General features: G+C 42.4%; 1 protein-coding gene. It reads left to right on the forward strand.

Annotated elements, in window-relative coordinates; translation table 11 throughout:
- The coding region (locus ACLBWE_RS19115; RefSeq protein ID WP_447604284.1) for an HlyD family efflux transporter periplasmic adaptor subunit at positions 1 to 500 on the forward strand (500 nt) is incomplete at both ends.

The raw sequence follows: 500 nt of genomic DNA on the forward strand, positions 1-500 counted from the left end.
GAACCGTTAGTTGCTAAAGGCGCGGCCAGTGAGGTTGAAGTTTTACGTTTACGTCGCGAAGCAAATGACCTTAGAAACAAAATGAATGATGCGCAGAACCAGTATTATGTTAAGGCTCGTGAAGAGTTATCGAAAGCCAATACTGATATTGAAACGCAGCAACAAGTCGTACTTGGTCGTAGTGACAGCTTGGATCGTGCAGTGTTTAAAGCACCTGTACGCGGTGTTGTGAAAGAAATTGCAGTTACCACCCATGGTGGTGTTATTCCGCAAAACGGCAAGTTGATGACCATTGTACCGATTGATGAACAGCTGCTTATTGAAGCGCGTATTTTACCGCGTGACATTGCATTTATTCGACCGGGACAAGAAGCACTGGTTAAGATTACTGCCTATGACTACTCAATTTATGGGGGGTTAAAAGGTAAGGTTACGGTTATTTCCCCAGACACAATTCGTGATGAAGTTAAACAAGATCAATTCTATTATCGTGTTTATAT

The organism is Acinetobacter sp. M5A5_2a (assembly GCF_053345265.1).